Origin of the sequence: Rhizobium sp. LCM 4573, from assembly GCF_001854865.1 — a bacterium.
GTDB lineage: Bacteria > Pseudomonadota > Alphaproteobacteria > Rhizobiales > Rhizobiaceae > Neorhizobium.
In genome coordinates, this window is the sequence record NZ_MDDW01000001.1 from 324,014 (window position 1) to 347,166 (window position 23,153).

Consider the following 23,153-nt stretch of genomic DNA (forward strand, 5'->3'; position numbering starts at 1 on the left):
CTTCTTCAAAGCTTCGCCGCATTCCGGCCCCATGAAGTGCCGCTTTGGAACAATCGATTCTGGTGATTATGCGTTCTTTCCTCGCCGCCCTTCCGCTCGCCCTTTCCCTTCTCCCGGCCTCAGTAGCGGAAGCCTCCGACAAGCCGAAGCAGCTCGTCATGATCTCCTTCGATGGCGCGGGCGACAATGCGCTGTGGCAGCGCAGCCGCGATTTCGCCAAGCGCGCGAACGCGCGTTTCACCTATTTCCTCTCCTGCTCGCTGGTCATCGAGCGGACGCGGGCGAAGAGCTATCAGGGGCCGCACCAAAAGCCCGGCCGCTCCAATATCGGCTTTGCCAAGGACGCCGAGGAGGCGCGCGTGCGCCTCGGCCATGTCTGGCAGGCGCATCTGGAAGGCCATGACATTGCCAGCCACACCTGCGGCCATTTCGACGGCAAGGATTGGAGTGCCGCCGACTGGGCGCAGGAGTTTTCCAATTTCTCGAACACGCTTGCCGGCGCCTGGAAGGATGTCGGCGCGGCGAACGAGGAGCCGGAAGGCTGGCGGGATTTCATCCGCAGCAGCATTCAGGGCTTCCGCGCGCCCTATCTTTCCGTGAGCCCGGCGCTCGCCGAGGCGGAGACGAAGGCGGGCTTCCGCTACGATGCAAGCCTGGTCACCAAGGGACCGCTGATGCCGAGCGAAAAGAACGGCGTCATGCGTTTCGGCCTGCCCCTGATCCCGGAGGGCCCGTCACAGCGCCCGATCATCGCCATGGACTACAATCTTTTCATCCGCCATTCGGGCGGCATCAACGACCTAAGCCGCTCGGCCGAATTCGAGGACCGCGCCTATTCCGCCTTTCGCGCCGCTTTCGACAAGCAATACAAGGGCGAGCGCATTCCCCTGCAGATCGGCCTCCATTTCGTGGAAATGAACGGCGGCGCATACTGGCGCGCCATGGAACGGCTGGCGGAGGAAGTCTGCGGCATGGAGGACGTTTCCTGCGTGACCTATTCGCAGGCCATCGACGCGATCCGCGAGCGGAAGAGGACGGGTGAGGCATCGGGGCTTTGATCCCCTCCCGGCCTGCCGGCCACCCTCCCCACAAGGGGGAGGGAAACACGCGGAACCGCCTCCTACCCTCCGCCCATTTCACGACCGGTCTTCACGGAACAGCGGTGGCTGTGAGATGATGCCAGCACGGCATATCTCCCTCCCCCTTGTGGGGAGGGTGGCCGGCAGGCCGGGAGGGGTTCGAAACCGGGGAAGAACTTCACCGCTCCGAAAAATATCCTCTCCCGAATTCAGCCACTTAGGTCTCCGCACCTTCCCCGTTCGTCCCCGCCCTCTCCGTTTCGCCTAATCTGATTGCGTCATCGGATGGGAACCGGGTTCGCGAGCCGGCATCCTCCTCTGGGTTCAAGGGCTCGGTTTCCGGTGATGGTCGTGAAAGCGATGGATGAGGGCTCGGAAACCCTCTGAAATCATGGACACGGTCGGGGCAGGCGGAAAGCCTGAATACCCAACTACCATCGAAATGCCCCGCCTGCCCCATCCCGCAAGCCTCGGTCCGAAAATCGGAATCGATTTTCGGAAAGCACGATGCGTATTCAAAAAAACCGCGCCGGACTGACAATCCGGCGCGGCCAAAAGTGCTGTCTTGAATGCCCGCTCAGTAAGGCCGGTTGGCCGCAAGCTCACCATCCATTTCCTCGCGAGCGAGATAGCGCTGGTCGATTTCCGGCAGCGGCTCGTCATCGATCGCCGCCTCGAAAGCTACGAGACGCTTGCGGATGGAAAGCAGCTCGATGATCGTCGACCAGGAACTGACCAGATACTGGAAGCTGTCGCTGACCTGCCCGAAAGCCGTGGCGATCTGCTGCCAGGCACCCATGGTGATCTTGCCTGCCACAATCGTCGGGATAAGCATGAAGGTCAAAATCTGCCCATCGAGCTGACCGAACGTGTAACGGGCGAAGTTGAAATAGGTGTAATGCCAATACATGCGGAAATAGTTGCGCCGCACATTGGCGAACAGCTCCCGCATGGTTGGCGGCTGTGCGCGATCGGCATGATCCTCGCCATAGACGAGCTCCTTTCGAAACGCCGCCTCGACACGCTGGTTGCGGAATTGCAAGCCCGGCAGCTTGATGCCGACCAACGCCAGCAGCGCAGTGCCGAAAACCGACCAGAGAAGCGCCAACCAGAACAGCGAATGCGGTATGGCACCGAGGATCGGCAGCTCCGTGACATAGCCCGACAGCTGGAACAGGATCGGCAGGAACACAACCAATGTCATGACCGAATTGACCAGGTACACACCGAGGCTCTCGATGATGGTGGCGAAGCGCATCGTATCTTCCTGGATACGCTGGGAGGCGCCCTCGATATGCCGCAGCTTGTCCCAATGGGACAGATAGAAATCGTTCATCGCCGTTCGCCAGCGAAATACGTAGTGGCTGGTGAAGAAAGCCGTGATGATGTTCATCGCAACGGCGGTCATGCCGATTTCGAGAAAGCGAAGCTGCAGCTCGTAGAACTGCCAGGCGGTAATTCCTGGCTGTTTCTCCAGCGCTCGCTGAAAAAGATCGAAGAACGGCCCGCGCCAGTTGTTCAACGCCACCGAAATCTGCACCACGAAATAGGCGATGAAGATGATGAAGGCCGAGCCCCAGATCGACCAGTTCGACCATGGGTGATTCCTGTCGATCGCCTTCCAGGCTAAGCCGAAGATCAGCACGAAGATCGTGAAATAGAGATAGAACCAGAGATTGTCGGGGCTGAAGAAGTAGGCGAGGCCAAGCGGCGCTGTCTGGCCGGGCGCCAGCGGCGGCATGCCGAGCGCGGCGCCTATTCGCGGACCGACCGTGTACCAGACGAAGATACAGATGGCAGTCCATATCACAGCGGATGTGAAGAACAGCTTTGGACGCGGGAAGAAGGAGTGGAACACGGAGCTTCGGCTTTCCTGAGTTCGAGGCAGAAATTGTGTCGAAACACTTTATGCGCCCGAAACTACGGCAGTTCCAAGATAGCGGCAATGGCCGCAAGCCTTTGTTACATGATTGTAATTGGGAGCCTCGGGATCAGGCCTGCCGCATGACCGGCAGCGCCAGTGCCGCCGCCACGACGAGCGCGGCAGCCGCGAGCACCGTCGGCAGGGTGAAGCTGCCGCTCGCCTCCGCCGCCCAGCCCGCCACCAGCGGCCCAAGGATCTGCCCCGTGCCGAAGCCGGCGGTGACCAGCGCGATCGCCCGGCGCGGGCTCTCCGGCGAAAGCTTCCGCGCGATCTGCAATCCATAGGCGGTGATGACCATGAAGGTGACGCCGAGCAGCAGTCCGCCGGTAAGCGCTCCGGCGAGCGGCGGCAGGATCACCGAACACAGCACGCCGACCGCCTGAACGCAGATCGCCGCGACATAGGCGCTTCCAAGCCCGAAGCGATCGGCGGCCGGGCGCCACAGCGCGAGCGATACGGCGGCAGCGATGCCGGTCAGGAACCAGGCGAGGAATTCCACGATCGGCCCGGCCGACCCCATGCGAACGATGGTGACGAGGAAGGTCGCGGTGATGACGTAGCCGAAGCCGACGAGGCTGTAGGATGCGGTGAGCAGCACGAACGGCGTTCGCCATTGGAGCGGCGGCTCGACGCCCGAGGCCGCCCCGTCCACCGGCTTCGGGAGCAGGCTGTAGACGAACGGAAAGGCCGCAAGGACGATGACAGCCCCGGCGATCCAGTTCGCCTGCCAGCCATGCGCGCCGTCGCCGGCGAGCGCATTGACGACGAGAACGAGCGCCGAAGAGAGCGCCATGCCCACACCCACCCCGCCGAAATGCAGGGCGCCCACGGCATCTCGGCCGGCGGCATGGGGCAGCACGATCGATGAGGTGAAGAGCATGGCGAAGGCGCTCGCAATGCCTGCGAGGAAACGGATGACGATGAAGGCGAGGACGGAGCCCGTCGCCGCCATCGCCGCAAGCAGGATGGCCGTCGCCATGACGCTGAGGAGTGCGACCGCCCTCTCCCGCCCGGCCGCCCAGCCCTGCGCCGCCAGGATCGCTCCGGCGAGATAGCCCGCGAAATTGCCGGCGGCGATCAGTCCCGCATCGGCTGCCGAAAGCGGCAGGCCGGCCATCATTCCCGGCAGGATCGGCGTGTAGAAGAAGCGGCCGAAACCCATGGYCGCCGCCATGGCAATGGAGCCGGCAAGGCCGATCCACAGCGGGCGGACCGAATGGGCGATATTCGTCTGGAGCATGCACGCGTTATCGCAGCCCCGCGCCTTGTCTACAATTCAGGAATTGTCATTGCAGCGATGAAAAGCACTGATGAGTGAGCGGTTCGTGAGCGTCCGGGCGAATACCCGCGGCAAAACCCGTGCATCGCCTTGGCCGGCCGGATTCGCGACGATTTGATGCACTGCAACGAGGGAATTGTCTTGCTGCCGTCACGAATGAGGCTCAYGATATTCCAATCGCTATGAGGGCGAGGAGGCGAAAGCCATGAACCGTGACCTAACCCTTTCGGAAGTGCTGGTCGATCCGCTGATCGGGCAATTGCGGAAAGCCGATCACGTGGGCAATGCAGCCTTCGCGCAATTGCTGGAAAGCGCTGCGCGGGTGCAGACGCGCAACCGCATCCAGCACCTCCATGCCGAACGCGCGGAAGCCTTCTACCGCCGGCTTGCGGCTGTCTCCGACGAGCAAGCGGCGGCAAGCCGCGTCAATTCGCAAGCGTCAGGATGAGCGGCCCGTTGCGCGTCGCGACGATCGTATGCTCGTATTGCACGGTCGGCGCCCGCGGATCGCTGTAGAGCGTCCAGGGATCGCCATTGTTACCGTCCTCGGCCCATTCCGCTCCGAGCGACAGGAAGGGCTCCACGGTGAACACCAGCCCCTCCTCCATCACGCGCGTCTCGTCCGGATCGTGCCAGGTCGCGACCTCCTTCGGCTCCTCGTGAAGCGAGCGGCCGATGCCATGGCTCGAAAGATTGGTGATCAGCGTATAGCGGTTCTTCTTCGCAAAAGCGCCGATGGAATTGCCGATGCCGGCAAGCGGCTTGCCGGCCTTCACCTGCTGCAGGCCGGTCCACAGCGCCCGGCGCCCGTCGCGGCAAAGCTTCTCGATCTCCTTCTTGACCGGCGGCACCGCATAGGATGCGCCGGTATCGGAAAAGAAACCGTCCTTCACCGCCGAGACGTCGATATTGACGAGGTCGCCCGGCTTGATGACGCGATCCCCCGCGATGCCGTGGGCCACTTCCTCGTTGACGCTGATGCAGGTGGCGGCGGGAAACTTGTAGCAGGTTTCAGGCGCGGACTGGGCTCCGGCATCCTCCAGCGCCTTGCGGCCGATATCGTCCAGCTCGCGCGTGGTGATGCCGGGCTCCAGCGCCTTCGCCATCAGTTCCATCGTCCGCGCGCAGATGCGGCCGATCTCCTTGAGCTTCGCGAGTTCGTCTTCGCTGGAAATAACCATGTGATGCGACCTGTCTTTTCTGTTCTCTTTCAGGCAGCCGGTTTCGCGCCATCGCTCGATCCCGTCAATTCCTTTCTGACCAGAGGCGCAACCTTGGTGCCGTAAAGCTCGATGCCGCGCATGATCTCCCCATGCGGCATAAGCCCGATCGCCATCTGCAGGAGGAAGCGGTCGTTGCCGAACACCCTGTGGGCCGCCACGATCTTTTCCGCCACCAGTTCCGGATCGCCGACGAAGAGATTGCCGGTCGGCCCGCGCGCCTGGTCGTAATGCGCCCGGTTCGTCGGCCCCCAGCCGCGTTCGCGGCCGATGCGATTCATCACCTCCGCCTGCGGCCCGTAGAACCGGTCGGCCGCCTCCTGCGTCGTATCGGCGATGAAGCCGTGCACGTTGATGCTCGTCTTAAGTTTCGAAAGGTCCTGCCCGGCGCGCCGCGCCGCCTCGCGGTAAAGCTGGAAGAGGGATGCGAAACGCGGATATTCCCCGCCGATGATCGCCAGCGCCACCGGCAGGCCGAGCGCGCCGGCCCTTGCCACCGATTGCGGCGTGCCGCCCACCGCCACCCAGACCGGGAGCCGCTCCTGCAACGGGCGGGGATAAACGCCGCGGCCATGGATCGGCGGGCGAATCTCACCCTCCCAGGTCACATGCTCGTCCTCGCGGATCGCCAGGAGCAGGTCGAGCTTTTCGGCGAACAGCTGGTCGTAATCGCCGAGATCGTAGCCGAAGAGCGGGAAGGATTCGATGAAGGAGCCCCGCCCCGCCATGATCTCCGCCCGCCCGCCGGAAAGCAGGTCGACGGTCGAAAACTGCTGGAAGACGCGCACCGGATCGTCGGAGCTCAGCACCGAGACCGCGCTGGTAAGCCGGATGTTCTTCGTCTTTACCGCAGCAGCCGCCAGCACGGTCGACGGCGAGGAGACCGCATAGTCGGGCCGGTGATGCTCGCCCAGCCCGAAGACGTCGAGGCCCACCTGATCGGCAAGCTCGATTTCCTCGAGCAGGTTCTGAAGCCGCCGCGCCGCCGCCGCCCCCTTGCCGCCCGGCGGGTTCGGATCGACGTCAGCAAAGGTGTAAAGGCCGAGTTCCATGAAAGCGCATCCCTTCGTTTTGATGCCGCTCAGATAGATATTGGGCGGGTGATGCACAAATGCGAAACTTTCGAACGAAATGTTCGATGGGATGGATCGGGCGGAGACCCTAGGCTCGGAAAAAAGCCCCGCCACCGGCGGCGGCAGGGCCTTGAATCGGATTTGTAGGCTGTCCCCGCAAACCTTTGCGATGACTCGATCTTTCAGAAAGTCTTTGCGACTTCCTCCAGCTGGTCGGCGACGATGCCCCAGCCCTCGTGAAAACCCATTTCCTCGTGAGCCTTTTTGTCTTCCTCCGTCCAGTGTACGGCCGTCGCGGTATATTTCGTGCGGCCGTTGCCGAGATCCTCGAATTCGATGATGCCGGTCATGAACGGCTTTTCCGAAGGCACCCAGGCGCTCGTGAACGCATCGGTGAAGACGATCTTCCTGTTCGGGACGATCTCCAGGTAGATGCCGTGATTGGGAGCCTTCTCCCCATTCGGCCCTTCCATCAGGATGTAGTTCGATCCGCCCGGACGGACATCGAGCTTCGCTTCCGTCACCTTCCAGGGCTTCGGGCAGAACCATTCGCCCATGTGCTCGGGTGTCGTCCAGGCCTTGTAGAGCTTGTCGGCGGGCGCATTCAGTTCGCGAACGAGCTGCAGCGAATGGGCGGCGGTCTTGGCGGTCATTGTCCTCTCCTCGTTTTTCTCAAAAACATCTCTCAGATGCTGAACCTAGGACGTGTGGCAATATCCCGATCCGACACTGGCTCGAAATTTTTTCCGATTACTCCGATCCACCAGGAAGCCGACATAACCCATCGGACTTGACTTGGACCCTCGATGCTTTAAGGCGCTTTTCCCGCGCGGGACGACCCGCGCCTTCGATGACTTTTCCGGGACGGCCCGGCCCATTAAGGAGGGCCGGAATGGCGGGTCCCATTGAACAATTCGAAATCAAGCCGATCGTCACTTTTGGAGAGATCGGCGGCCAGGCAATCGCCTTCACCAATTCCGCCGCCTATATGGCCTTGACCGTGTGCCTCGCGAGCGCCTTCCTGCTGATCGGAACCGCACGCCGCCAGCTCGTGCCGGGACGCTTCCAGGCGGCGGTCGAGACCCTCTTCGAATTCACCGCGAAGACCTTGCGCGACAATGCCGGCGAGCAGGGAATGCGCTTCTTCCCGCTGGTGTTCTCGCTCTTCATGTTCGTGCTCGTCGCGAACCTGATCGGCCTGTTTCCCTATGCCTTCACGGTCACGAGCCATCTCATCGTCACCTTCGCACTCGCCATGCTCGTCTTCCTTACGGTGACAGTCTATGGCCTGGTTCGGCACGGCTTCGGCTTCTTCCGCCTTTTCATGCCCTCCGGCGTTCCATGGGTTCTGGCGCCCATCATCGTTCCGATCGAGATCCTGTCCTATATCTCGCGCCCCTTCAGCCACTCGATCCGTCTTTTCGCGGTCATGCTGGCAGGCCACATCACGCTCAAGGTCTTCGCCGGCTTCGTCGCCAGCCTGTCCGGCCTCGGCGCGGTCGGCCTCTTCGGCGCGGCGCTGCCGCTCCTCATGGCGGTGGCGATAACGGCGCTGGAAACGCTGATGGCGGTCGTTCAGGCCTATATCTTCACCATGCTGACCTGCATGTACCTCAACGACGCCATCCACCCCGGACATTGAGGCAACCTTGAACCCCTTCCGCAAAATCTCTATATATGAACGGAAAGAGGACGGCCTCTTTTCCCGAACACAAACGACCAGGACGGCCTGGCGCTCCAGCAAAGGAGGCCAGTCATGGCTTGGCTTTATCTCTTCATCGCGGGTCTGCTCGAAATCGGCTGGGCCTACTCGATGAAACGTTCGGAGGGCTTCACCCTCCTGACCCCCACCGTCATCACCATCATCGCGATGATCGCGAGCTTTGCTCTTCTGTCCGTCTCGATGAAGAGCTTGCCGCTCGGCACCGCCTATACGGTCTGGACCGGCATCGGCGCGGTGGGCGCCTTCGTGGTCGGCATTGCCGTTCTCGGCGAAGCGGCGACGCCCATGCGCTTGCTGGCCGGCGGGCTCATCGTGTCCGGTATCCTGTTGATGAAACTCTCGAGCACGAGCTGACGCGCGAAGGGGCTTCGGCCCCTTCCATTCACGCCGGCGCGACGGCGGCACCTAGCTTGTCGATCTGCTGGCGGATATGGGCGCATTCGGCCGGCGAATTGGCAAGCGCGATCGCCCGGTCGAAGGCTTCGCGGGCCTGGGCGTTGCGGCTGAGCTGCATCAGCAGTCCTCCCCGGACGCCGTGAAAGTAGAAATAGCCGTCGAGTTTTTCGGCGAGCGGCGCGATGAGTTCCAGCGCCGCTTCCGGCCCCTTGAGCTTGGAGATCGCGACGGCCTTGTTGAGCGTTACGACCGGCGAAGGCTGGATGTGCTCCAGCATGCCGTAAAGCAGGGTTATCTCTTCCCAATCCGTATCTTCCGCCCTTGCAGCGCGGGCATGCAGCGCGGAGACCGCTGCCTGGATCTGGTAGGGTCCCGGTTGGCGGTGGCGGATCGCCTTGTCGAGCAGCGCCAGCGCCTCGTCGATGAGTTTCCGGTTCCAGAGGTTTCGATCCTGATCCTCCAGAAGCACGATCTGACCCTGCCTGTCGAAACGCGCCGGTGCTCGCGAGTGCTGCAGCAGCATGAGCGCCAGCAGTCCCATGATCTCCGGCTCGCCGGGGAAGATGCGCAAGAGCAGCCGCGCCAGCCTGATCGCCTCCTCGCAGAAAGCCGCGTTGTCTGGGTTGGTGATGCCCGCGGAATAGCCCTCGTTGAAGACGAGATAGATCATCGCGCCGACGGTCGAGAGCCTTGTCGCCCGCTCTGCCGCGCTCGGCGTTTCGAACGGCACGCCCGCCTTGGCGACACGGCCCTTGGCGCGGGTGATGCGCTGCTCCATCGCCGCCTCGCTGACGAGGAAGGCGCGGGCGATCTGCGGCACGCTGAGGCCCGAGACGATCCTGAGCGCCAGCGCGATCTGCTGGGTGTTCGGCAGGTCCGGATGGCAACAGATGAACATCAGCCGCAGGATGTCGTCCCGGTAATTGGAATTGTCGAGCCGGTCGGCCATGTCCACTTCCGCGTCCGAGAGGTCGGAAAGCACCTCCTCCTCCGGCAGCGGATCGTTCCTGGACCGCTTCCTCACCGCATCGATGCCGCTATTGCGCCCGACGAAGATCAGCCACGCGGCGGGATCGCGCGGCGGTCCCTTTTCCGGCCAGGTCCGGATCGCCCGGAGGCAAGCCTCCTGAAAGGCCTCCTCGGCGGTGTCGAGATCGCGGAAGTAGCGCAGGAGCGCGCCGAGTGCCTGCGGTCTTGCGGCGGTGAGTGCGAGGTCGATCCAGGCGATGTCCGTCATGTTTTGACTGCTCCGGGATGGAAGACGTAGAAGGGCCGGATCTCGTAGGAAGTCGAGCCCGGATTGACCTTGGAAAGTTCCTTGGAAAAGGCGACGGCTTCGTCGAGGTTTTCGACATCGACCGTGTAGAAGCCGAGCAGCACTTCCTTGGTTTCTGCGAAGGGGCCGTCGAGCACCAGCGGTTCGTCCTTGCCCTTGCGCACAGTGGTGGCGGCCGTCGTCGGCATCAGCCGGCCGGTCGGACCGAGCTTTCCGGCCTTCGCAAGCGGCTCCTGCACGGCATAGAGTTTTCCCATGACCGCCTCTTCCTCCTCCTTGGACCATGCAAAGACGGTTTCCTCGTTGGCGTAGCAAAGGATGGCGTAAAGCATGCTTTCTCTCCTTCTCCTGTTGAAGACGAAGGAGTATCCCGCCCGCCGACAATGCGCATCAAAAAATCTCAACACTCAAGGTCTGGTGGTCGGGATCGGCTTGTCTATATTGCGCCGGGCGTATCCCCACCCAAGGAGCCTCCCTTATGGCCGATCTCTCCGCCTTCCCGATCACCGCCCGCTGGCCCGCGAAGAACCCGGATATCCTGCAGCTCTATTCRCTGCCGACGCCGAACGGCGTGAAGGTCTCCATCATGCTGGAGGAAATCGGCCTTCCTTACGAGCCGCACGCCATCAATATCGGCGCCGACGAGACCTGGACGCCGGAATTCCTCTCCCTCAACCCGAACGGCAAGATCCCCGCGATCATCGACCCCGATGGCCCCGGCGGTAAACCACTCGGCCTCTTCGAATCCGGCGCGATCCTGATCTATCTCGCGGAGAAGACCGGCAAGCTGCTGCCGGCCGACGCGGCCAGGCGCTATGAGGCGATCCAGTGGGTAATGTTCCAGATGGGCGGCATCGGCCCGATGTTCGGCCAGCTCGGCTTCTTCCACAAGTTCGCCGGCAAAGACATCGAGGACAAGCGCCCGCGCGACCGCTACGCAAAGGAATCGGCGCGCCTCATCCGGGTGATCGAGAGCCGGCTGGAAGGCCGCGACTGGATCGTGGGCGACGAATACACCATCGCCGATATCTCCATGCTCGGCTGGGTACGCAACCTGATCGGCTTTTACGGCGCCGGCGAACTCATCCAGTATGATGAGCTGAAGCGCGTGCCGGAATGGCTGGAGCGCGGCCTTGCCCGCCCGGCCGTTCAGCGCGGCCTGGAAATACCGGCTCGTCCCTGAGCAAACCACGCAGCGCCCCGAATGGAGGATTTCAGATGCCTAAACCTGCTCTCCCGATGGAAGGCGGATGCCGCTGCGGACAGGTCCGGCTGAGGATCAGCGCCCCGCCGATCCTCACCATGGCCTGTCACTGCAACGGCTGCCAGAAGATGAGCGCCAGCGCCTACTCATGCTCCGCGGCCATTCCTTCCGATGGTTTCGAGGTCATCCAGGGCGAACCTGTGATCGGYGGCCTGCACGGTGAGGACCTCCACCACTACCACTGCCCCCGCTGCAAGAGCTGGCTCTTCACGAGACCGGAGGGCATCGACTGGTTCGTCAACCTGAGGCCCACCATGCTGGACGACGCAAGCTGGTTCTCGCCCTTCATCGAAACCTATACTTCTGAAAAGCTTTCCTGGGCGACGACGCCGGCAGCCCACTCTTACGAAAAATTCCCGCCCTTCGAAGACTATGAGGCGCTCGTGAAGGAATTCGCCGAGCAGCTCTGACCGTCGGAACCCTTGCAAAACCTCTTCCCCGCCTCCATCATGAGCGTGAAGGASCTACCGATGAACATCAATGTTTCGCTGACGGATGATCTTGCCGAGTTTGTCAAATCCAAAGTGGCATCGGGACGTTACCGGTCATCGAGCGAAGTCGTGCAGCAGGCCTTGCGGCTCCTCGAAGAGAAAGACCACGAAGGGGACGATCTGCAGCGCCTGAAAAAGGCCTGGGAAGACGGCGTCGCAAGCGGCGATTATCGTCCGCTGGATATTGGTGCCGTTAAAAAGGAAGGCCGCCAAAGGCTTGCCGGCAAGTCCTGATTCATGACGAAAGCGATCGTCTACTCGAGCCGCGCCCGCGAAGACGTGTTGGATATCTGGTACTGGATAGCCAAGAACAGTGGCCTTTCCACCGCAGACAAGATTATCGAGCAGATCGAAAACCGCATTTCAAGGCTCGCGGACCATCCTGAAATGGGGCCTGCTCGTCCGGATATCGCCGAGACGGCCCGCATGCTCGTCGTGGAACGATGGCTCGTCCTCTACGCGACCGACGGCGATGCGGTTCGTGTCGTCCGCGTCGTAGATGGCGTGGTCGATCTTCGACGGGTCGGGTGGGACGTGTGAGATCCAGTCAATCCACTCTTAAAAATTCTCCCGCCGTTGTCGGCATCCCCTTCCCTTCTACGTCCTTGGAAAGTCCGGCCATCGGCCGGATCGACCATGCCAATCAAGGAGGGAATTTCCATGGAAACCGCAAAACCGAAAAACGAAACCGTTGCGCCTCAGCCCGTCAAGGGCGGGCTCGTCGCCTATCTGCAGGTTGACGGCGCCATGAAGGCCGCCGAGTTCTATAAAAAGGCCTTCGGAGCCGAGATGGCGGGCTACCATCCGCCGGACGAGCAGGGCCGGACCATGCATGCCCACGTTTATATCAACGGCAGCTCGCTGATGCTGAGCGACGCCTATCCCGATCACGGCTATCCGCACGAAAAGCCACAGGCCTTCACCGTACTTCTGCCGCTCGCCAGCGACGATATCGATGCCTGGTGGAAGCGCGCCGTCGATGCCGGAATGGAAGTCACCCTCGACCTGCAGGTGATGTTCTGGGGTGATCGCTACGGCCAGCTTCGCGATCCCTTCGGCGTTTCATGGGCCATGAACGCACCGGTGAACGGCTGAGCCTGACGGAACATCACACGCTCGTGACGGAAGCTTGTCGCGGTTGCCGGAGGAAATTAACCCTCCGGTAACCTCGCCGGACTTTGGATGCGCCCTCATCCTTTCGACGACATCGGTTCCGAATGAAATTCAAGACGACCTTCACGACGGCGCTTGCGGCGCTCGCCTTTCTTCTTCCTATTGCCGGCGGCCAGCCGCTGCAGGCCATGCCGACCGGCAGCGAGAGCTGGAGAAAGGGCCGGGAGACCGGTTTTCCCGTTCCCCGCTTCGTTTCCCTGAAGGCCCAGACAGCCCGCATGCGTATCGGCCCCTCGACGGATTATGCCACCTCCTGGGTCTATTCGGTGCGCGGCCTGCCGCTGGAAATCACCGAGGAATACGGAAACTGGCGTCGTGTGCGCGATCAGGACGGCGTCACCGGCTGGATGTATGCGCCGCTTCTCTCCGGCCGGCGCACCGCCGTGGTCGGCCCCTGGCTCGATCAGCCGGTCGCGCTTCGCTCTGCTCCTTCCGCGAAAGCCAGGATCGTCGCCCGGCTCAGCCCGCGCGTGCTGCTCGATCTCGAGCACTGCAACGGCAACTGGTGCGAGGTTTCGCTGACGACGCGACGCATGAGCGGCTTTGTCGAACAGGACAATCTCTGGGGCGTCTATCCGCGGGAAGTGATTGAGTAAGGTTGAGCTTGCAGATTCCGCAGTGAGTTTTCCCCTCTGCCCTCACCCGTCGCTAAGCGTTCTTCTCACCGCATCCTTCCAGCCGCGGATTTTCGTCGAACGGGTCTTCTCGTCCATCTGCGGCTCGAAGCGGCGCTCGCGCGCCCAGCTTTTCGCAAAGGCCTTCTGATCGGGCCACACACCGGCCTTCGAGCCGGCGAGCCAGGCGGCGCCGAGCGCGGTGGTCTCCAATATTGTCGGCCGGTCCACCGGCGCGTCCAGCAGATCGGAAAGCCTCTGCATCGTCCAGTCGGAGGCGACCATGCCGCCATCGACGCGGAGAACCGTGCTGCTCTCTCCGTTCTTCCAGTCCTTGTGCATGGCATCCAGCAGATCGCGCGTCTGGTAGCAGACGGCTTCCAGCGCGGCGCGCGCGAGTTCCGCAGGCCCCGTGGCGCGGGTCAGCCCGTAGATCGCGCCTCGCGCCTCCGCATCCCAGTGCGGCGCACCCATGCCGGTAAAGGCGGGCACCAGATAGACTTCCTGCTGAGGATCGGCTTTTTGCGCCAACTCCCCGGTATGACTGGCCTTTTCGATGATCTTCAATCCGTCGCGAAGCCATTGCACCGCCGCGCCCGCGATGAAGATCGAGCCCTCCAGCGCATAGGTCGTCTTGCCGTTCAGACGATAGGCGATGGTCGTCAGCAGCCGGTTCTTGGAGCGCACCATGTCCTTGCCGGTGTTGAGCACCGCAAAGCAGCCTGTGCCATAGGTGGATTTCAGCATGCCCGGCTCGAAACAGGCCTGGCCGATGGTGGCCGCCTGCTGATCGCCCGCAACCCCGAGGATCGGGATCGCCGCGCCGAACAGCTTTTCCTCGGTCACCCCGAAATCGTCGGCGCAATCCTTCACCTCCGGCAGCATGGCGGCGGGAACGCGCAGCACCTCCAGAAGCTCCTCGTCCCACTGGTTTTCAGCAATGTTGTAGATCAGCGTGCGCGAGGCGTTCGTGGCATCGGTGACGAAGCTCTTGCCGCCCGTGAGCCGCCAGATGAGGAAACTATCGACCGTGCCAAAGCAGAGCTCGCCCTTGGCCGCCCTCACCCGCGCGCCCTTGACGTTCGCCAGCATCCAGGAAAGCTTGGTGCCCGAAAAATAGGGGTCGAGCAAAAGGCCGGTCTTCTTTATGAATAGCTTTTCGAGACCCTGCCGCTTCAGCTTCTCGCAATAGCTCGCCGTGCGCCGGTCCTGCCACACGATGGCGTTATGGATCGGCTTGCCGGTTTCCCGCTCCCAGACCACGACCGTTTCGCGTTGGTTGGTGATGCCGATCGCCGCCAGATCGGAAGCCTTGATGCTGGCCTTCTTCAGCGCCTGGCTGACCGTGGTGAGGACGCTCTCCCAGATCTCCTCCGGATCGTGCTCCACCCATCCGGATTTCGGGAATATCTGAGTGAATTCCTTCTGACCGGAACCGGCGACCTTCATGTCCTTGTCGAAGACGATCGCCCGCGTCGAGGTCGTCCCCTGATCGATCGCCAGAACATAACCCGCCATGCACATCCCTCCCCTATGCCGTTCGTCTTCCTCGGGTCACGGTTTGAGCAGGAGGCATGGGAGGCTGTCAACGGGAAAGCTCAGCCTTTGCTTCCCGATTGCCAGCCTCGGCGATTTGCGCATAACCTGCACTGGATTGCGGCGCACAAGAACGCAACACCTGGGGAGATTCGCCTATGTCCAGAACCATCGTCGTCACAGGCTCCACCAGCGGGATAGGGCTCGGCATCGCACGAGCCTTCGCGGCCGAGGGCGCGAATGTCGTCATCAACGGCTTCGGACCTCCCGACGCGATCGAAGCGACACGCAGGGAGCTCGAGGCGCTGGCCGGAGGCCCAGCGGGCGGCAAAGTGCTCTACCATGCGGCGGACATGGCGAAGCCGGACGAGATCACCGATCTCATCGAAACGGCGGCCGGAACCTTCGGCACGGTGGACGTGCTCATCAACAATGCCGGCATCCAGCATGTGGCGAAGATCGAGGAGTTCCCGGCCGAGAAATGGGACCTGCTGATCGCGGTCCTGCTGTCCTCCGCCTTCCACACGATGCGCAACGCCATCCCCTTGATGAAACAGGCCGGAAAGGGCCGTATCATCAACGTGGCATCGGCCCATGCGCTCATCGCCTCGCCCTATAAATCCGCCTATGTCGCGGCCAAGCATGGTATACTCGGGCTTACCAAAACGGCGGCCTTGGAACTTGCCGAATTCGGGATTACCGTGAATGCGATTTGCCCGGGCTACGTGCTGACGCCGCTGGTCGAGAAGCAGATTCCCGACACCGCCCGCGAGCGCGGCATATCGGAAGCGCAGGTGAAATCCGAAGTCATGCTGCGGCTGCAGGCGACGAAGGAATTCGTCTCGATCGACGAGGTGGCGCAGACGGCGATCTTCCTCGCGAGCGACGCGGCCCGCAGCATTACCGGCACCCATATCTCGATCGACGGCGGCTGGACCGCCCAATAAGAAGCCGGCAACGGCGGACGAAGGAGAGAAATGACGACTGCCATCCGCTTCATTCTGAACGGAACCGCCATACGCTTCATCCTGAACGGAGAAGAGATCACGCTGGGAGACTTCGGCCCGACGGAAACGCTTCTCGATTATCTTCGGCTGCGGCGGCGGCTGACGGGAACGAAGGAAGGATGCGCCGAGGGCGATTGCGGCGCCTGCACCGTTCTCGTCGGCCGGCTGATCGATGGACGGCTCGTCTACGAAAGCGTCAACGCCTGCATCCGCTTCCTCGGCTCGTTGCACGGAACCCATGTGGTGACGGTCGAGCATCTGGCGGCAAAGGATGGCACGCTCCACCCCGTCCAGCAGGCGATGGTGGACTGTCACGGCTCGCAATGCGGCTTCTGCACGCCGGGGTTCGTGATGTCGCTCTACGGGCTCTGGCTTTCCAACGAGGCGCCTTCGCGCGCCGAAATCGAAACCGCGCTGCAGGGAAATCTCTGTCGCTGCACCGGCTACGAGCCGATCGTCAAGGCGGCCGAACAGGTATCCGCAAGCCGCCCGAGCGCCCTTTTCGACCCGCTGGAGCGCGACCGGACCGAGATCGCCGCAAAGCTCTGGTCGATCCAGTCGGAGAACGGCACTATCGTGGTGGAAAAAAACGATGAGAACGGAACCGCCCGTTCGATCGTACCGAGTTCCATCACCGAGTTCGCGGATATCCTCGCCGCTGAACCGAAGGCGACGATCGTGGCGGGTTCCACCGATGTCGGCCTATGGGTGACGAAGCAGATGCGCCTGCTCAACCCGGTGATCTTCATAAACCACCTGCCCGAGTTGCAGTCGATCGCCTCGGACGAGAAAGGCATCACGATCGGCGCGGGCGTCACCTATACGCAGGCCTTCGACCTTCTCTCGGCCGAAATTCCCACCTTCGGGCGGCTGATCGACCGCATCGGCGGCAGCCAGGTGCGCAACATGGGCACGATCGGCGGCAATATCGCCAACGGCTCGCCGATCGGCGACACGCCGCCGCCGCTGATCGCGCTGGGTGCACAACTGACGCTGCGCTCCCATTCCGGCCGCCGCACCATGCCGCTGGAGGATTATTTCCTCGCCTATGGCCGGCAGGACCGACTGCCCGGCGAATTCGTGGAGAAGGTCTTCGTGCCGCGCCCGGCGGAAGGCGCCCATTTCGCCGTCTACAAGATCTCCAAGCGCCGCGACGAGGATATTTCCGCCCTTTGCGGCGCGTTCAACCTGACGCTCGACCGCGACGGCAAGGTGGAGGCGATCCGCATCGCCTTCGGCGGCATGGCCGCAACCCCGAAGCGCGCCGCGCATGTGGAAGAGGCGCTCACCGGCAAGCCCTGGAGCTGGAACGTGATTTCCGCCGTGCGTGACGCCTTCGACCAGGATTACACGCCGCTCACCGACTGGCGGGCAAGCGCCGAATATCGCAGCCTCGCGGCCAAGAACCTGCTGACCCGCTTCTTCCTGGAGACGGCCGGTGCGCCCGCAGAGCTGCGGCGGTTCGAGCCGGAGGAGGCGTGATGACGGGTATCTCAAAAAAATCCCCCTCTGGCCTGTCGGCCATCTCCCCCACAAGGGGGGAGAAAACTCGTGGCACGACCTTCACGCAAAAACGACCGGTGAGCAGGGCAGCTAAACCCCTCCCCCTTGTGGGGAGGGGTTGGGGAGGGGCATCCTCGTGGGTGGAAGGAGGTCTCCTCTGATGGACAATACCACTTTCGAGACCAAAAACACCATCAACGGCCCCATGCATGCGGCGCTGAAACATGATTCAGCGCATAAACATGTGACCGGAAGCGCCGAATATATCGACGATATTCCCGAACCCGCCGGCACGCTGCACGGCGGGCTCGGCCTTTCCGACCGGGCGCATGCGGAAATCCTTTCGATCGACCTCGATGCGGTGAGAACCGCCCCCGGCGTCGTCGCCGTCATCACCGCGGACGACATTCCGGGCTTCAACGACGTGGCCTCCACCGGCCAGCACGACGAGCCTCTGCTCGCGAAAAACGAGGTGCAGTTTCATGGCCAACCGGTCTTCGCGGTGATCGCCGAGGCCCGCGACCAGGCGCGCCGCGCCGCGCGATTGGCGAAGATCGAGTACCGCGACCTGCCGCACTGGACCGATATCGACGGCGCGCTGGAAAACGACGGGCCGCTGGTGGTGCAGCCGATGACGCTGAGGCGCGGCGAGCCTGAGGCCGAGATCGAGAAAGCGCCGCTGAGGCTCCAGGGCCATATGTATATCGGCGGCCAGGAGCACTTCTACCTCGAAGGCCATGTGGCACTCGCCATCCCCGGCGAGGATGAGGATATCGCGGTCTGGTCCTCCACCCAGCATCCGAGCGAGGTGCAGCACATGGTGGCGCATGTACTGGGCATCGCCAACCACGCCGTCACGGTCCGCACGCGCCGCATGGGCGGCGGCTTCGGCGGCAAGGAAACGCAGGGCAACCAGTTCGCCTGCCTTGCCGCTATCGCCGCCAAGAAGCTCGGCCGTGCCGTGAAGTTCCGCCCCGACCGCGACGAGGACATGGGCGTGACCGGCAAGCGCCACGATTTCCGCGTCGATTACGACGTGGGCTTCGACGAGGAGGGCCGCATCCATGCGGTCGACGCAACCTATGCGGCGCGCTGCGGCTTTTCCGCCGATCTTTCCGGCCCGGTGACCGACCGCGCCCTCTTCCACGCGGATTCCAGCTATTTCTATCCCCATGTACACCTGACCTCGAAGCCGCTGAAGACGCACACCGTCTCCAACACCGCCTTCCGCGGCTTCGGCGGACCGCAGGGCATGGTCGGGGCCGAACGGATCATCGAGGAGATCGCCTATGCCACGGGCAAGGACCCGCTCGATATTCGCAAGCTGAATTTCTACGGGAAACCCGGCTCGGGCCGTACCACGACCCCCTATCATCAGGAGGTCGAGGACAATATCGTCGCCCGGATCGTCGGTGATCTGGAAGCTTCCAGCGATTATCAGGCCCGGCGCCGGGCGATCCTCGAATTCAACGAAAACAGCCCGGTGATCCGCAAGGGCATCGCGCTGACCCCGGTGAAGTTCGGCATCTCCTTCACCATGACCGCCTACAACCAGGCGGGCGCACTGGTGCACATCTATCAGGACGGCTCGATCCACCTGAACCACGGCGGCACGGAAATGGGCCAGGGCCTTTACGTGAAGGTTGCGCAGGTGGTTGCCGATACCTTCAATGTCGATATCGAACGGGTGAAGATCACCGCGACGACGACCGGCAAGGTGCCGAACACCTCCGCCACCGCCGCCTCTTCCGGCTCGGACCTGAACGGCATGGCGGCCTATGATGCAGCCCGGCAGATCAAGGAGCGGCTGATCGATTTTGCCATGCGCCAGTGGAGCGTGCGTCGCGTGGAGGTGGAATTCCTGCCTAACCGCGTCCGCATCGGCGCCGAGGTCGTGCCCTTCGATACATTGGTGCGCGCCGCCTATTACGACCGTGTGCAGCTTTCGGCCGCCGGCTTCTACAAGACCCCGAAAATCCACTGGGACCGCAAGGAGGGGCGCGGCCATCCCTTCTACTACTTCGCCTATGGCGCGGCGGCTTCGGAGGTTTCGATCGACACGCTGACCGGCGAATACCAAGTGGAGCGAACCGATATCCTCCATGATGTCGGCAAATCGCTGAACCCGGCGATCGATATCGGCCAGGTGGAGGGCGGCTTCGTGCAGGGCATGGGATGGCTGACGACCGAGGAGCTCTGGTGGGACGACAAGGGCCGGCTCAGGACCCATGCGCCCTCCACCTACAAGATCCCGCTCGCCTCCGACCGGCCGAAAATCTTCAACGTGAAGCTCGCGGAATGGGCGGAAAACGCCGAACCGACCATCGGCCGCTCCAAGGCCGTCGGCGAGCCGCCCTTCATGCTGGCGATCTCCGTGCTGGAGGCGCTTTCTATGGCGGTGGCTAGCGTCGCCGACTATCGCGAATGCCCGCGCCTCGATGCACCCGCCACGCCGGAGCGGGTGCTGATGGCGGTGGAGCGGCTGAAGGGGATGGGGTGATGATCACATCCCATGGGAATATCGAAAGTCCCCCTCTGGCCTGCCAGCCATCAAAGCGGCAGGTCCCGAGCGCCTGACTGGCGCCTTTCCCTCCAGAATGCCTCGTCGCGGCTTTCCACCGCAGTTTCCGGCAATCCGACATCACAGCGCAGATCGTCCGGCAGCATCAGGATACGTGAGGGTGCAGGACTGAAGAGACGAGAGACGAACCGGCGAAGATATCGCCATACCAGACTCGAAAGCGTGGATTTCAACGGCGCAGAACGAGCATTTGCGGACAGCATGGTTGCTCCACATCGACAGGAAGATTGAACGGGATGCAACCATGAATGCAGCCGATTGCCGGGAAATTCCAATTCAAATACAATCGGTGACGATCAAGAGAGCTTATCGATGAAATTATCGCGCCGGTTTCCGCTGAATGCGCTTCGGGTTTTCGAAACGGTCGCCCGGCTGGAAAATTTTACGCGAGCGTCGGAAGAGCTCGGCATGACCCAAACCGCGGTGAGCTATCAGATCAAGCTGCTGGAGGATTTTCTCGGCGACGCCGTTTTCCTGCGCAAGCCCAGGGCGCTGCAACTGACCGAAACGGGCCGCAATCTCCTGCCCAAGGTGGCCGAGGCTTTCACGCTCCTGTCGGAAGCGGTGCAGGAGACGCGCGGCACGAGGGAGGAGACGCTGGAAATTCACTCTCCGCCGACCTTCGCCTCGCATTGGCTGGCAAGGCATCTTGGAGAATTCCAGCGTGAGCATCCCAATATCGCCGTACGGCTGGTACGGGGTGGCGCCCCCGACGCGGAACTGCCTGCACCGAACGATGTTGCAATCCGCATCGGTGTAAACCCTTGGGACGGATTGATCTGCCACCCGATATTGCGCCTGACCTATGCCCCCATGCTAAACCCGCAGCTCGCAGAAAGTGTCGGCGGTATTAAGACGCCTGCAGACCTGATGAAGCCCCCCTGGATTTCGAACGGCAAAGGGTTGTGGAGCGATTGGTTCCGGGCCGCGGGCCTCGATCCCGTGGGTATCAGGCAGATGCAGCTCGATGCCTACGGCGCGCTCGATCTGGAGGCGAATGCGGCGATTGCCGGCCATGGCGTCGCCATGCTCAGCCCCTTCCTCTTCAAGGCCGAACTTGCCTCGGGACGCCTCATACAGCCTTTCGACCTGGCACTCAGCGATACCAAAACCTATTGGCTTTGCTATCCGCCGGCACGAAAGAACACGGCCAAGATCAGGGCCTTCGCCGCCTGGATTCAAGCGGCTGTTGCACGCGAACTGACAGCCGCACCGGGCGCTCTTGCCCCGCCGGCGGCATAGACAACCCGGTCGCCATCAAAGATTCCGCCGCGTATGGATAAGGTCCTCAGCACGGAAACGATCACCCTTTGCCGGGCCGGGCGGATCGCGGCCGTCCATGAGCCCGAGATCGCGCTTCCAGGAATCGGGCATTTCCTCGAGATCGAGGCGGTTGTCGGCGGCGGGTCGGCGCCGATCGCCGATGATCGCCGTCAGGTCGAGCCTCGGCCAAAGCCGTTGCAGGGGCAGAAAACCAATCGAAAACATCATGGCCTCCGGATGGGGCATAACCCCGTTTCAATTTGATCCTTGTAGGCTTAAGATGCTCCCGAAAATGACGGATATCCAATCGAATAACCGTCTGCATGCATAAAGAGGTTTCATGCATGAAGATGTCGAAACAGTTCCCGCTGAATGCGCTTCGCGTATTCGAATCCGCGGCCCGCTACAGGAGCTTCACCAAGGCAGGCGAGGAGCTCGGCCTCACCCAGACGGCGGTGAGCTACCAGATCAAGCTCTTGGAGGAAAATGTCGGCGAGCCGCTCTTCCTGCGCCGGCCACGGCAGGTGAGCCTCACGGAAGCGGGCGAAAGATTGGCCCCGAAAGTGACGGAAGCCTTCGAGATGCTGYGCGATGCCCTGAGCAATCTGCGGGAGGCATCCGAAGGAACGCTCCTCATCCATTCGACGGCAACCTTCGCTTCCCGATGGCTGGCCCGCCATATAGGCTCGTTCCAGCTTGAAAACCCGACGTTCGCGGTAAGACTCGAGACTTCCGAGACGGTTATCGATTTTTCGAAAACGGAAGCGGATGTGGCGATCCGCCACGGCAAGGGAGAATGGCCGGGCCTCAAGGCACATTTCCTGATGAAGAGCCACTTCACCCCAATGCTGAGCCCGGAGCTTGCGGCGAGCATAGGCGGCGTGAAAACGCCTTCTGACCTCCTGAAACTGCGGATCATCGATCCGGGCGATCCCTGGTGGCCGATGTGGTTTTCCGCAGCCGGCGTGCCGGATGTCGACCTTGGCGGTCGTCCGAGCAGCCGCATGGGCGCACAGGCGTTCGAGGCTGCCGCAGCGATCGCAGGCCAGGGGGTGGCGATCCTCAAGCCGGAGTTTTACGCCGACGACGTGGCACTCGGGCGGCTGATCCAGCCGTTCGACATCCTCAGCGACGAGGGAAGCCACTACTGGCTCGTTTATCCCGAAAGCCGCCGGAATTCACCGAAGATTCGCGCCTTTCGCGAATTCATCCGGAAAACCTTGCCGACCTTCGAGGCTCAAACTCAAAATCCCATGTCCGGCGCATAGAAACAGCGCAGCGTATCCTCCGTTGGATAGAGGCAGAGATGATAGTCCTCGTCCTTGGAACGCCGGGCCTCGCTCTGCGGAAGGCTGAAATTGTGATGTCGCGTCACGAGCCGGTGGTCGCCCGGTCCGAGCGATATTTCATAGCCGCCTTTGGTGATCTTGACGTTCTTCGTCGGTATCATCTGGCAATCGCCAGTATGATTGTTTCCGTTGCAGCAGAAACCATCGTATTTCCAACCGGACTTCGCGTCGTGGGCTTGGGAGGAACCCACACAGGACGCATACGCAATCATCGTAATCATCAGAATATTGCGCATCAATTCATTCTCCGTTGATGAATACACCACCGGTGAACCTGCAATACTCGCCGGGCACCGGCTGCTTGCATTGCCATCATAGCCTGAGTCGCCTTAGCCGACTAATCCGAACGCCGCGATGCGCAAGGAAGCATATGCGCCATGATAACTTGATCGAAGCTCTCCG

Annotated in this window: 25 protein-coding genes; 15 read left to right on the forward strand and 10 right to left on the reverse strand. The window is 62.2% G+C overall.

Going from position 1 to position 23,153, the window contains the following annotated elements:
• The first annotated feature begins 68 nt into the window (after positions 1-68).
• Complete coding sequence (locus LCM4573_RS01630) at positions 69-1,058, forward strand: polysaccharide deacetylase (protein WP_071005126.1); 990 nt, start codon at positions 69-71, stop codon at positions 1,056-1,058.
• Positions 1,059-1,656: 598 nt separating this feature from the next.
• Here LCM4573_RS01630 and sbmA read toward each other — a convergent pair.
• Both sbmA and LCM4573_RS01640 read right to left on the reverse strand, forming a co-directional pair.
• Positions 1,657-2,937, reverse strand: a complete 1,281-nt coding sequence (gene sbmA / locus LCM4573_RS01635) for a peptide antibiotic transporter SbmA (RefSeq protein WP_071004091.1) — start codon at positions 2,935-2,937, stop codon at positions 1,657-1,659.
• A 133-nt stretch (positions 2,938-3,070) separates the two neighbouring features.
• Entirely contained in the window at positions 3,071-4,243 is a 1,173-nt protein-coding gene (locus tag LCM4573_RS01640) for a YbfB/YjiJ family MFS transporter (protein ID WP_071004092.1), read from the reverse strand.
• A gap of 244 nt (positions 4,244-4,487) precedes the next feature.
• Here LCM4573_RS01640 and LCM4573_RS01645 point away from each other — a divergent pair, with 244 nt between their 5' ends.
• Positions 4,488-4,730, forward strand: a complete 243-nt coding sequence (locus LCM4573_RS01645) for a hypothetical protein (RefSeq protein ID WP_071004093.1) — start codon at positions 4,488-4,490, stop codon at positions 4,728-4,730.
• Here LCM4573_RS01645 and map read toward each other — a convergent pair.
• The 3 genes from map to LCM4573_RS01660 all read right to left on the reverse strand — a co-directional run bounded on the left by map (position 4,708) and on the right by LCM4573_RS01660 (position 7,228).
• Positions 4,708-5,463: a type I methionyl aminopeptidase gene (map, locus tag LCM4573_RS01650; protein WP_071004094.1), complete on the reverse strand. Its 756-nt coding sequence runs from the start codon at positions 5,461-5,463 to the stop codon at positions 4,708-4,710. The two genes, LCM4573_RS01645 and map, sit on opposite strands and share 23 nt — an antisense overlap.
• 29 nt (positions 5,464-5,492) lie before the next feature.
• A complete protein-coding gene (locus LCM4573_RS01655; RefSeq protein WP_071005127.1) occupies positions 5,493-6,554 on the reverse strand; it encodes an LLM class flavin-dependent oxidoreductase in 1,062 nt (353 codons plus the stop codon).
• A 203-nt stretch (positions 6,555-6,757) separates the two neighbouring features.
• Positions 6,758-7,228, reverse strand: a complete 471-nt coding sequence (locus LCM4573_RS01660) for an SRPBCC family protein (RefSeq protein ID WP_071004095.1) — start codon at positions 7,226-7,228, stop codon at positions 6,758-6,760.
• A gap of 239 nt (positions 7,229-7,467) precedes the next feature.
• On the opposite strand from LCM4573_RS01660, the gene LCM4573_RS01665 reads away from it, so the two are divergent.
• Together LCM4573_RS01665 and sugE are read left to right on the forward strand one after the other, a co-directional pair.
• Positions 7,468-8,217 carry a F0F1 ATP synthase subunit A gene (locus LCM4573_RS01665; RefSeq protein WP_071004096.1) on the forward strand — a complete coding sequence of 250 codons (750 nt, stop codon included), beginning with the start codon at positions 7,468-7,470 and terminating at the stop codon, positions 8,215-8,217.
• Positions 8,218-8,331: 114 nt separating this feature from the next.
• Positions 8,332-8,652 carry a quaternary ammonium compound efflux SMR transporter SugE gene (sugE, locus tag LCM4573_RS01670; RefSeq protein ID WP_071004097.1) on the forward strand — a complete coding sequence of 107 codons (321 nt, stop codon included), beginning with the start codon at positions 8,332-8,334 and terminating at the stop codon, positions 8,650-8,652.
• 28 nt (positions 8,653-8,680) lie between these two features.
• Here the strand turns inward: sugE and LCM4573_RS01675 are convergent, their stop codons facing one another.
• Together LCM4573_RS01675 and LCM4573_RS01680 are read right to left on the reverse strand one after the other, a co-directional pair.
• Positions 8,681-9,931, reverse strand: a complete 1,251-nt coding sequence (locus LCM4573_RS01675) for an RNA polymerase sigma factor (protein WP_071004098.1) — start codon at positions 9,929-9,931, stop codon at positions 8,681-8,683.
• Positions 9,928-10,302: a YciI family protein gene (locus LCM4573_RS01680; protein WP_046794408.1), complete on the reverse strand. Its 375-nt coding sequence runs from the start codon at positions 10,300-10,302 to the stop codon at positions 9,928-9,930. The genes LCM4573_RS01675 and LCM4573_RS01680 overlap by 4 nt, the downstream gene beginning before the upstream one ends.
• A 146-nt stretch (positions 10,303-10,448) precedes the next feature.
• Between LCM4573_RS01680 and LCM4573_RS01685 the strand changes: the two genes are divergently transcribed.
• The 6 genes from LCM4573_RS01685 to LCM4573_RS01710 all read left to right on the forward strand — a co-directional run bounded on the left by LCM4573_RS01685 (position 10,449) and on the right by LCM4573_RS01710 (position 13,494).
• Positions 10,449-11,153 (forward strand): glutathione S-transferase N-terminal domain-containing protein, encoded by a 705-nt coding sequence (locus LCM4573_RS01685; protein WP_071004099.1) that lies wholly within the window; start codon positions 10,449-10,451, stop codon positions 11,151-11,153.
• Between the two features lie 35 nt (positions 11,154-11,188).
• Entirely contained in the window at positions 11,189-11,644 is a 456-nt protein-coding gene (locus LCM4573_RS01690; RefSeq protein WP_071004100.1) for a GFA family protein, read from the forward strand.
• A gap of 60 nt (positions 11,645-11,704) precedes the next feature.
• Entirely contained in the window at positions 11,705-11,959 is a 255-nt protein-coding gene (locus LCM4573_RS01695) for a type II toxin-antitoxin system ParD family antitoxin (RefSeq protein ID WP_071004101.1), read from the forward strand.
• Between the two features lie 3 nt (positions 11,960-11,962).
• A complete protein-coding gene (locus LCM4573_RS01700) occupies positions 11,963-12,265 on the forward strand; it encodes a type II toxin-antitoxin system RelE/ParE family toxin (RefSeq protein ID WP_071004102.1) in 303 nt (100 codons plus the stop codon).
• 120 nt (positions 12,266-12,385) lie between these two features.
• On the forward strand, positions 12,386-12,820 hold the full coding sequence (locus LCM4573_RS01705; RefSeq protein ID WP_071005128.1) for a glyoxalase/bleomycin resistance/extradiol dioxygenase family protein: 435 nt from the start codon (positions 12,386-12,388) through the stop codon (positions 12,818-12,820).
• A gap of 122 nt (positions 12,821-12,942) precedes the next feature.
• Positions 12,943-13,494, forward strand: a complete 552-nt coding sequence (locus LCM4573_RS01710; protein WP_071004103.1) for an SH3 domain-containing protein — start codon at positions 12,943-12,945, stop codon at positions 13,492-13,494.
• A gap of 42 nt (positions 13,495-13,536) precedes the next feature.
• On the opposite strand, the gene glpK is transcribed toward LCM4573_RS01710, so the two are convergent.
• Positions 13,537-15,030, reverse strand: coding sequence for a glycerol kinase GlpK (gene glpK, locus LCM4573_RS01715; protein WP_071004104.1), 1,494 nt, complete (start codon positions 15,028-15,030; stop codon positions 13,537-13,539).
• A 176-nt stretch (positions 15,031-15,206) separates the two neighbouring features.
• On the opposite strand from glpK, the gene LCM4573_RS01720 reads away from it, so the two are divergent.
• The 4 genes from LCM4573_RS01720 to LCM4573_RS01735 all read left to right on the forward strand — a co-directional run bounded on the left by LCM4573_RS01720 (position 15,207) and on the right by LCM4573_RS01735 (position 21,381).
• Positions 15,207-15,995, forward strand: a complete 789-nt coding sequence (locus tag LCM4573_RS01720; protein WP_071004105.1) for a 3-hydroxybutyrate dehydrogenase — start codon at positions 15,207-15,209, stop codon at positions 15,993-15,995.
• A 30-nt stretch (positions 15,996-16,025) separates the two neighbouring features.
• Complete coding sequence (gene xdhA / locus LCM4573_RS01725; RefSeq protein WP_071004106.1) at positions 16,026-17,537, forward strand: xanthine dehydrogenase small subunit; 1,512 nt, start codon at positions 16,026-16,028, stop codon at positions 17,535-17,537.
• Between the two features lie 181 nt (positions 17,538-17,718).
• Complete coding sequence (gene xdhB, locus LCM4573_RS01730) at positions 17,719-20,058, forward strand: xanthine dehydrogenase molybdopterin binding subunit (protein WP_071004107.1); 2,340 nt, start codon at positions 17,719-17,721, stop codon at positions 20,056-20,058.
• A gap of 393 nt (positions 20,059-20,451) precedes the next feature.
• A complete protein-coding gene (locus tag LCM4573_RS01735) occupies positions 20,452-21,381 on the forward strand; it encodes a LysR substrate-binding domain-containing protein (protein ID WP_071004108.1) in 930 nt (309 codons plus the stop codon).
• A 15-nt stretch (positions 21,382-21,396) separates the two neighbouring features.
• Here the strand turns inward: LCM4573_RS01735 and LCM4573_RS01740 are convergent, their stop codons facing one another.
• Complete coding sequence (locus LCM4573_RS01740) at positions 21,397-21,630, reverse strand: hypothetical protein (protein WP_157895477.1); 234 nt, start codon at positions 21,628-21,630, stop codon at positions 21,397-21,399.
• Positions 21,631-21,746: 116 nt separating this feature from the next.
• On the opposite strand from LCM4573_RS01740, the gene LCM4573_RS01745 reads away from it, so the two are divergent.
• Positions 21,747-22,670 (forward strand): LysR substrate-binding domain-containing protein, encoded by a 924-nt coding sequence (locus LCM4573_RS01745; protein ID WP_244505205.1) that lies wholly within the window; start codon positions 21,747-21,749, stop codon positions 22,668-22,670.
• Here the strand turns inward: LCM4573_RS01745 and LCM4573_RS01750 are convergent.
• Positions 22,646-22,987 (reverse strand): hypothetical protein, encoded by a 342-nt coding sequence (locus LCM4573_RS01750; protein ID WP_071004111.1) that lies wholly within the window; start codon positions 22,985-22,987, stop codon positions 22,646-22,648. The two genes, LCM4573_RS01745 and LCM4573_RS01750, sit on opposite strands and share 25 nt — an antisense overlap.
• Positions 22,988-23,153: the final 166 nt, after the last annotated feature.

Bases quoted from the DNA above. Each gene is read 5' to 3' on its own strand.
- LCM4573_RS01630 (WP_071005126.1), top strand. From the start codon at position 69: ATGCGTTCTTTCCTCGCCGCCCTTCCGCTCGCCCTTTCCCTTCTCCCG.
- LCM4573_RS01645 (WP_071004093.1), top strand. From the start codon at position 4,488: ATGAACCGTGACCTAACCCTTTCGGAAGTGCTGGTCGATCCGCTGATC.
- map (WP_071004094.1), bottom strand. From the start codon at position 5,463: ATGGTTATTTCCAGCGAAGACGAACTCGCGAAGCTCAAGGAGATCGGC.
- LCM4573_RS01655 (WP_071005127.1), bottom strand. From the start codon at position 6,554: ATGGAACTCGGCCTTTACACCTTTGCTGACGTCGATCCGAACCCGCCG.
- LCM4573_RS01660 (WP_071004095.1), bottom strand. From the start codon at position 7,228: ATGACCGCCAAGACCGCCGCCCATTCGCTGCAGCTCGTTCGCGAACTG.
- LCM4573_RS01665 (WP_071004096.1), top strand. From the start codon at position 7,468: ATGGCGGGTCCCATTGAACAATTCGAAATCAAGCCGATCGTCACTTTT.
- sugE (WP_071004097.1), top strand. From the start codon at position 8,332: ATGGCTTGGCTTTATCTCTTCATCGCGGGTCTGCTCGAAATCGGCTGG.
- LCM4573_RS01675 (WP_071004098.1), bottom strand. From the start codon at position 9,931: ATGACGGACATCGCCTGGATCGACCTCGCACTCACCGCCGCAAGACCG.
- LCM4573_RS01680 (WP_046794408.1), bottom strand. From the start codon at position 10,302: ATGCTTTACGCCATCCTTTGCTACGCCAACGAGGAAACCGTCTTTGCA.
- LCM4573_RS01695 (WP_071004101.1), top strand. From the start codon at position 11,705: ATGAACATCAATGTTTCGCTGACGGATGATCTTGCCGAGTTTGTCAAA.
- LCM4573_RS01700 (WP_071004102.1), top strand. From the start codon at position 11,963: ATGACGAAAGCGATCGTCTACTCGAGCCGCGCCCGCGAAGACGTGTTG.
- LCM4573_RS01705 (WP_071005128.1), top strand. From the start codon at position 12,386: ATGGAAACCGCAAAACCGAAAAACGAAACCGTTGCGCCTCAGCCCGTC.
- LCM4573_RS01710 (WP_071004103.1), top strand. From the start codon at position 12,943: ATGAAATTCAAGACGACCTTCACGACGGCGCTTGCGGCGCTCGCCTTT.
- glpK (WP_071004104.1), bottom strand. From the start codon at position 15,030: ATGGCGGGTTATGTTCTGGCGATCGATCAGGGGACGACCTCGACGCGG.
- LCM4573_RS01720 (WP_071004105.1), top strand. From the start codon at position 15,207: ATGTCCAGAACCATCGTCGTCACAGGCTCCACCAGCGGGATAGGGCTC.
- xdhA (WP_071004106.1), top strand. From the start codon at position 16,026: ATGACGACTGCCATCCGCTTCATTCTGAACGGAACCGCCATACGCTTC.
- xdhB (WP_071004107.1), top strand. From the start codon at position 17,719: ATGGACAATACCACTTTCGAGACCAAAAACACCATCAACGGCCCCATG.
- LCM4573_RS01735 (WP_071004108.1), top strand. From the start codon at position 20,452: ATGAAATTATCGCGCCGGTTTCCGCTGAATGCGCTTCGGGTTTTCGAA.
- LCM4573_RS01740 (WP_157895477.1), bottom strand. From the start codon at position 21,630: ATGATGTTTTCGATTGGTTTTCTGCCCCTGCAACGGCTTTGGCCGAGG.
- LCM4573_RS01750 (WP_071004111.1), bottom strand. From the start codon at position 22,987: ATGCGCAATATTCTGATGATTACGATGATTGCGTATGCGTCCTGTGTG.